The organism is Streptomyces sp. SID3343 (assembly GCF_009865215.1).
Classification (GTDB): domain Bacteria; phylum Actinomycetota; class Actinomycetes; order Streptomycetales; family Streptomycetaceae; genus Embleya.
The window spans coordinates 1-433 of the sequence record NZ_WWJX01000599.1 but is presented as its reverse complement, the minus strand read 5'-3'; the positions used below and the strand labels follow the sequence as shown (position 1 = coordinate 433).

Below are 433 nucleotides of genomic sequence, written 5' to 3'. Positions count from 1 at the left end.
TACTCGCTCTCGGCGCCCTCGCCGCCGCGGCCGGCCCGGCCGACGACGTCCCGGTCCGCTCCCGCGGCCAACTCCTGGCCGAACTGCTCGCCGTGCCCGAGGCCCAGGCGCTGCGCCTGGGCAGCCGCGGCCGGGCGCTGGGACTGCCCGTCGACAACTGGCACCTGACCCTGCGGGTGGAGCCGGCCGCGCTCGCCGGCACCGAGCGCTACCGCCTCCTGGAAGCCGCGGGGCCGGTCGCATTGCGCCTGCTGCGCTCCTCCAGCACCGTCACCTGGAACGCCGCGCGCGTCGACGAGGCGCTGATCCTGACCCGTTCGCAACCCACCGACCCCGGCCGCGACGGCATGCGCGCGACCCTCGCCGACGCCGGCCGCCTGCTGGTGGTGCTGCGCGAACGCAACCCCGACGCCGACCTGCGCTGCGGCGTCGG

General features: G+C 77.6%; 1 pseudogene. It reads left to right on the top strand.

What is annotated here, in order from left to right:
- Positions 1-433, top strand: a pseudogene (locus GT354_RS18140) (PucR family transcriptional regulator); the annotation flags it as partial.